Source organism: Veillonella sp. (genome assembly GCF_015058545.1).
GTDB lineage: Bacteria > Bacillota > Negativicutes > Veillonellales > Veillonellaceae > Veillonella_A.
Map to the genome: position 1 here is coordinate 1 of NZ_SVCB01000109.1, position 7,404 is coordinate 7,404.

The following is a 7,404-nucleotide window of genomic DNA, read 5'->3' on the forward strand; positions in this document are numbered from 1 at the left end:
AAAGCTTCGAGACCATTGCGATCGATGAAGGCACCCATGCGTTCAATATGAGCATTTTCTTTGTAGAAAGTAACCATGCGGTCTACCAATGCTAATACTTCTTGTTCGGTTGCTACTTCGGCAATGAGGTCGGCAAAACGAGGGTGTGCCCCGGCACTGCCACCGGCATATACTTGCCAGCCGTTTGCGGTACCGATTACGCCGATATCTTTAGTGATGGATTCGGAGCAAGAGTTTGGACAACCGGATACGCCGAATTTCATTTTGGAAGGCATTTCCTGAGAGATATATAATTTATCTAATTTCATACCGAGGCTTACGCTGTCTTGCTTAGCGCGTTTACAGAACGTGGTGCCCGGGCAAATTTTTACGCTGCGTACACGATTGGATGTGCTGTAAGCCGGTGCCATTCCCAGCATTTCCCAAGCTTTATCAACATCTTCCGCTTTTAAGTTTGTAATCATGATGCGTTGGGCACCGGTGATTTTGAGGGTAGCCTTAAATGTGTTGGCTACATCTATAAATTTTTGAAGCATAGTTGGTTGTACGAAACCACCCGGAATGCGTGGTGTGATTGCATAACGGCGTTGACCGTTGCGAATTCTTTGTAAGTTACCTGCTACTTGAGCCATAATGTCATCGTCCTTTCCCTTGACGGCACTCCTTTACGAGTGCATTACTTCTACGTATAATAAAGAAGGTAATATTTTTATAATACGAGTAAAAATATTGCTTCATGTCGTTTAGTACACGGTAATCTTCGTGTTTACATTGTTCATTATAGGACATTTTACTTGAAATGTATGTAGCCTGTGCTACATTTTTATTTTTTTAGATATATTAGAAGAATGATTCGTTATTGCAATTTTGTAATGGTAGCTTTTATGATTATTTTTGTAAAAGCTATACCGGAGAATTTTATAACAGCTTTTAGTTGTAAAAATTGGAAAAACGAATGGAAATCTTGGTGAAATAATTGAGGTAGGCCATGAAACAACTATATGAAAAAGTATTAACAGGACGATTTGTAGAACGGCCGAATCGCTTTGTGGTTCATCTGGCTATGGATCATTTAAACGGTGAAGTATTGCCGGCCCATTTGCCGAATCCGGGACGCATGTGGGAGTTATTATACCCCGGTGTTAAATTCTACATAGTCCATCATCCGAAAAAGGACGCCAAAACACAGTACCGGGTTATCGGCATTGAGCGGGACGGCGTGCCGATTATGCTGGATACTAACTACAGTAATGATGTGGCAGAGTATTTAATTTCGACAAAACAAATTCCCGGTTGGGAAGAATGGTCCGTCGTGCGCCGTGAATATACAGTAGGCAATAGCCGATTCGATTTGTTATTAACCAATGATGACGGAGAGTCTTTTTTGCTGGAAGTAAAATCCTGTACCTTGTTCAGTCGTGAAGGGGCCATGTTCCCTGATGCCATAACGGAGCGTGGGCGTAAACATCTACTGCATCTACAGGCTCTTAAAAGTGAAGGGTATCATACGGGGGTCTTGTTCTTGGTACAGTGGGAACGGGCCCGGTGGTTTTTACCGGATTATCATACGGATTTGGCCTTTGCCCAAACTTTCGGTGACGTAGCGGGCGATCTCGATTGGAAGGCGGTGGCACTGCGTTGGTCGGAAGAATTTACCATGCCGGAGGTAATCCGTGAATGCCGTTTTGATGCGGAACTGCTTCGCCGGGAAGCACAGGACCGCGGCGATTATCTGGTGGTTTTACATTTGCCCACCGCCATGGATTTGGAAATCGGTAGTAAGGGTATCCTTCATTTTGATGAGGGGTATTATACCTATGTGGGCTCCGCTAAAGCCAATCTTACCAAGCGTTTGGAACGTCATAAACGGAAACGTAAAAAGATGCATTGGCATCTCGATTATTTCCGCTCTTATTGCGAGATGATTGCCACCTTGCCGATTCGCAGCAGCGACGATTTGGAATGTCAATTGGCCAAGGCTGTTAAAAATTTGGATGGCTGGGAGGTGCCGGGCTTCGGCTCAAGTGACTGTGATTGTAACAGCCATCTGTTTGGTACGACCTATAATCCGATTCATAACGAGCCCTTTATGCTCATGGTAGAAGATTTTCGCATGAACCGTTTGGATACAGTGATTAATCTTGGTGAATAAGGGAGGAGACACTGATGGAAATAGCTAAATCCTTATTTTACTTCATCGTGGCCGGCTTTTTTGAAATCGGCGGTGGCTATTTAGTCTGGCTCGCTTTAAAAGAAGATAAAGGGCCATGGTACTTAGTGGCCGGTGCGGTCGTTCTCTTTTTATATGGTATCATACCTACTTTGCAGGAGGCCTCGTTTGGCCGCGTCTATGCGGCCTATGGCGGTATCTTTATTGTTTTGTCCATTCTTTGGGGCTGGCAGGTGGATAAAGTGGTGCCCGATATGGCCGATTTAGTAGGCGGCGTCATTGCCCTCGTAGGGGTATTAATTATTATGTATTATCCCCGTTAAATGTGGTGAAAATCCCTTGTTGATGCGGTTAAAAGTAGCATAAAAACGCTAAAAATGCTATAATATAAGTTGCTAATAAATTAAATGAAGCGCTTGAAATGTACGATTAGTTATTATTAAATGAGGTGAGACTGTGGAGGAAACGACCTGGAGTCACGGGAAAATTGAGCCCGTCCAGATTGATAAAGAAATGAAGAGCTCCTATATCGATTATGCCATGAGCGTAATCGTTATGCGTGCCTTACCGGATGTTCGCGATGGTCTAAAACCGGTGCATCGTCGTATTTTGTACGCTATGCATGAAACCGGTATGACTCCGAATAAGCCATATAAGAAATCGGCCCGTATCGTCGGGGACGTACTTGGTAAATATCATCCACACGGGGATAGTTCCGTATATGATGCAACGGTGCGTTTGGCACAGGATTTTAATACGCGCTACCTCTTGGTAGATGGTCACGGTAACTTTGGTTCCATCGACGGTGACTCGGCAGCGGCTATGCGTTATACGGAAGTACGTATGGCTCGTATTACGACGGAAATGCTCGCTGATATCGACAAAGATACCGTTGATTTCATGCCGAACTATGACGAGTCCTTGCAAGAGCCGACTGTATTGCCGGCCAAAATTCCGAACTTGTTAATTAACGGTTCCGCCGGTATCGCCGTTGGTATGGCGACCAATATTCCGCCGCATAACTTGAACGAAGTAGCGGATGGCTTAATCATGCTTATCGACAATCCTGATGTGGATGTAAACGATTTGATGAAAGCCATTAAAGGGCCTGACTTCCCGACAGGGGCGTTAATCCTCGGTCGCGATGGCATTAAAAAAGCCTACAGCACCGGCCGTGGCAGCATTAAGATGCGTGCCCGTGCCACGATTGAAGAAATGAACAAGGGCAAACACCGTATCGTGGTAACGGAAATTCCGTACCAGGTTAATAAAGCCCGTGTTATTGAAAGCATTGCCGAATTGAGCCGTGATAAGGTTATTGACGGCATTACCGCGCTTCGTGACGAAAGTGACCGTCGCGGTATGCGCATCGTTGTAGAGCTTCGCGCCGATGTACAGCCGGATATTGTTCTTAACAAATTATATAAACACACCCAATTGCAAGACACCTTCGGTGTGATTATGCTTGCCTTGGTTGATGGTCATCCGCGAGTACTTACGTTAAAAGAAGTACTTACCCACTATTTGAACCACCGTTTAGGCGTTATCGTACGTCGTACGCAGTTCGAATTGGCCAAAGCGGAAGCTCGTGCTCATATCTTGGAAGGCTTGCTTATTGCCCTCGATCATATTGATGAAGTTATCGCCACAATTCGTGCGTCGGAAACCGATGAAATCGCGAAGAACGCATTGATGCAGAAATTCGGCTTAACTGAAAAACAAGCCGTTGCCATCTTGGATATGCGTTTACGTCGTTTGACCGGTTTGGAACGTGAAAAGATTGAAGACGAATACAAACAGTTGGAAATCCTTATTGCTGATTTGAAAGCTATTTTGGCCAGCGAAGACCGTCAACGGGGTATCATCAAAGACGAGTTGACTGAAATGAAACAGAAATACGGCGACAAACGTCGTAGTGAAATTACAATCGATACGTCCGAACTTGATGTGGAAGATTTGATTGCCGACGAAGAAATGGTTATTACCTTGACTCGTCAGGGCTATATCAAACGCATGAATGCCAATGTATATCGCAACCAGCATAAAGGTGGCGTAGGCGTTGTAGGCATGAAGACAAAAGAAGATGACTATGTGGTACAGATTTCTCATGTTCGTACCCATAATACGCTCTTGTTCTTTACCACTGCGGGCCGTGTATATCGCTTGAAGGGTTACGAAGTGCCGGAAGCATCGAGCCGTAATTCACGCGGTACAGCGATTATCAACGTATTGCCGCTCAATGTAGGTGAAGCGGTGACGACTATGATTGATATGGAAACTGTAAATCACGATCTTAATTTGTTAATGGTAACAAAACAAGGCGTGGTAAAACGTACGTCCATTGAAGAATATCAAAATATTCGTCGCAGCGGTTTGAATGCTATTTCCTTGGCTGATGATGACCGTCTCATTGCGGTATGCCTCACAGCGGGCAATCAAGATGTTCTCCTCGGCACTCGTAAAGGTATGGCTATTCGTTTCAATGAAGAGGACGTACGTCTCATGAAACGTTCTGCTCAGGGCGTTCGCGGTATTAAACTTAATGCCGGTGATGATGTAGTCGGCGCCGGTGTGATTACCGAATCGGGCGAAGCTTGTCAGGTATTCACTATCAGTGAAGAAGGGTATGGCAAACGCAACAGTGAAGATGCATACTCGCTCCAGAAACGCGGCGGCAAGGGAACGAAAAACTTCCGCATTACCGACAAAACCGGTGATGTTGTAGCTGTTGGTATCGTAACGGACAGCGATGAGGTAATGCTCATCTCCGAACAGGGCAAGATTATTCGTTTTGACATGAAAGATATTGCCATTAAAAAAGGGAAAGCCATTTCCGGTGTGAAATTGCAAAATCTTGATGGTGAGGATAAAGTAGCTTCCGTAGCTATTATTGCTAAAGACGAATTGGATTCGGAAGAAGACAGCTTGTTCTAAGTGGTAACTTATAAATACTAATAAAGCGGATTGAAGATAAAAGTTCTTCAGTCCGCTTTTTGTAATTCACTATTCTTCATTTGTCGGTAATAGATTCAATGCCTATAAAATAATGCTGTCAAACGAAAGAAACTGTGAAAAAAATTCTCTTTTACACAATTTTATGGTAAAATACATATATATAGAATGAAATATATAGATATAGTTGTATTTTACAAAGTACAAATATGTAGTATAATTATAGAGTTAGCTATATGAGCTCAGCCCCTATCGGTACTTTAACAGCAGTATTGATTGGCCCTGAGCATAGTGTTAATGAAATCCTAAAAGATTAGGGTATAAAGGTTAGGGATATAGAACCTAAAAAATGTAGAGCGTTATAAAAAAATCAGAACGCTATAATTGTGTATTATTACTATTAGTCCGTAGGAGGCGATTCCTATTTTAGCATTTAGAAGATTTGAATTAAAAGATAAACCGATTATCGATGATTATTTTGCAATTCATCATTATGAAGCATCGGATAACTGTTTTACCACATTGTTTATGTGGCAAGATGCCTATGGCATCGAATGGGCCGAAGAAGATGGCGTATTGTTCATCAAAGGGGGCGGTAAACGAGAACCGTTTATGTTGCCGCCTTTTGCCGGTAAAGACGCTAAATTCGTAGACGGCCTTGATATGGCTAAAGAATGGTTTGAAGTTAATAACTTAGAGTTTCGTTTAAAAGGTGTCAATCCAATTATGATGGAACGTATGAATACGCTCTGTCCTGATTGTTATGAATTCACGCCGGACCGCGATAACTTTGAGTATATTTACAAAACACAGGATTTAATTAGCTTATCCGGTAAAAAATTGCGTCAGAAGAAAAATCACTTGAATCAGTTCCGCATGCAGTATACCAATTATGAGTATATGCCGCTGACACAAGATATTTTTGCCGACTGTATTGCCACGGCTGAATCTTGGGTAGAACAACATCACGAAGAAGGTATCGAAGATGAGTTAGAAGCGATTAAATTGTTATTTACTCACTGGGATGAACTTGGTCTTGTAGGCGGTGCTATCAAATTGTTTGGTCGCATTGAAGCCTTCACTATCGGTGAGTATCTCAATGATCGCATGGCGCTCATTCATATTGAAAAAGCAAATCCTACAATTCGCGGTTTGTATCAGGCAATTAACAACGAATTCATTCGTCATGAATTTGCCGATACGGAATTTGTAAATCGTGAAGAAGATATGGGTTTACCGGGCCTTCGCAAGGCAAAAGAATCGTATAATCCGGATCATTTTGCGGAAAAATATGATGCGGTCTATGCCGATATCTGTCCTGTTAAGGAATAAAGTATTAGGGGAGCCCTGAGGGCTCCTTTTTTTGTATAAAAAGAGGTGTGCTATGGAGTTTAGAATTGCGACGGCAGCAGATACAAAAGCTGTTGAAAATTTATGGGATTATTGTTTTGAAAATAAGGAAGATCCTTTTTTCCAATATTATTTCGGTAAAGCGTACGAACCGGAACATACCATGGTAGGTTATGACGGAACATTGCTTGCCAGCATGGTACATTTGCGTCAATATACGCTTAACGTGCGCGGTGCGCTTGTACCGGTAAGTTACATGGTGGGTGTAGCGACGGATCCGGTAGCCCGTCGCGGTGGTATCGGCGGTCAATTATTAACGGCTTCGTTAGAAGAGTTAAAAAAACGCGGTCAGGGTATCACCATTTTGATGCCGTCTAAAGCGGCTTTTTACCAACAATACGGTTGGGAATTGTACGCTCATCAGTGGGTACAGACCATGAGTCTGGAGGATTTACGTCCCCTTACGGATAAAACTTTACATTTCGGTCTATTGCAGTCTGAAGATGAATGGACAAAATTGGCTCCGGTCTATGAAAAGTATACAGCCGGTTTATCCGGTTATGCTGTGCGCGGTGAAAAAGAATGGCGTCGCTTGTTGGGCAGCTTTTTTGCGGAAGGCGTGCGCGTAGCTTATGTGCAGACGGAAGACGGCCGAATTGAAGGTTATGCGGTATATCGTTTGGGCGCCGAAGAAATTCCGGTTACCGAATTTGTATATACCTCTCGTCGCAGTCAAAAAGGTTTACTCAATTATTTATACAATCATCGTTCGCAGGGGTCGAGCATTCGTTGGAACGAAGGTATGCAGGACGAATCCTATATCTTCCATCCAAACGGTAAAACCGGTCATACTACTATGCCATACATGATGAGCCGCATCGTAGATGTAGCTAACGCTATGGCGAGCGTGCCGGTTCATATCGATGCCCATT

The 7,404-nt window shown here is 43.4% G+C and carries 5 protein-coding genes and 1 pseudogene; 5 read left to right on the plus strand and 1 reads right to left on the minus strand.

Annotation, left to right across the window (positions count from 1 at the left end):
* A pseudogene (locus tag E7204_RS07435) lies at positions 1-632 on the minus strand (nitrite reductase); the annotation flags it as partial.
* Between the two features lie 356 nt (positions 633-988).
* On the opposite strand from E7204_RS07435, the gene sfsA reads away from it, so the two are divergent.
* The 5 genes from sfsA to E7204_RS07460 form a co-directional block, all read left to right on the plus strand.
* Positions 989-2,152: a DNA/RNA nuclease SfsA gene (gene sfsA, locus E7204_RS07440; protein ID WP_295183185.1), complete on the plus strand. Its 1,164-nt coding sequence runs from the start codon at positions 989-991 to the stop codon at positions 2,150-2,152.
* Between the two features lie 20 nt (positions 2,153-2,172).
* Positions 2,173-2,493: a YnfA family protein gene (locus tag E7204_RS07445; protein WP_295183190.1), complete on the plus strand. Its 321-nt coding sequence runs from the start codon at positions 2,173-2,175 to the stop codon at positions 2,491-2,493.
* A 133-nt stretch (positions 2,494-2,626) separates the two neighbouring features.
* Positions 2,627-5,104, plus strand: coding sequence for a DNA gyrase subunit A (gyrA, locus tag E7204_RS07450; protein ID WP_295183187.1), 2,478 nt, complete (start codon positions 2,627-2,629; stop codon positions 5,102-5,104).
* 441 nt (positions 5,105-5,545) lie between these two features.
* Complete coding sequence (locus tag E7204_RS07455) at positions 5,546-6,454, plus strand: phosphatidylglycerol lysyltransferase domain-containing protein (RefSeq protein WP_156705274.1); 909 nt, start codon at positions 5,546-5,548, stop codon at positions 6,452-6,454.
* 52 nt (positions 6,455-6,506) lie between these two features.
* Positions 6,507-7,404 (plus strand): GNAT family N-acetyltransferase (locus tag E7204_RS07460; protein ID WP_295183188.1); only part of this gene is annotated, 898 nt, incomplete at its 3' end.

Coding starts and splice junctions, on each gene's coding strand:
- sfsA (WP_295183185.1), top strand. CDS start 989: ATGAAACAACTATATGAAAAAGTATTAACAGGACGATTTGTAGAACGG.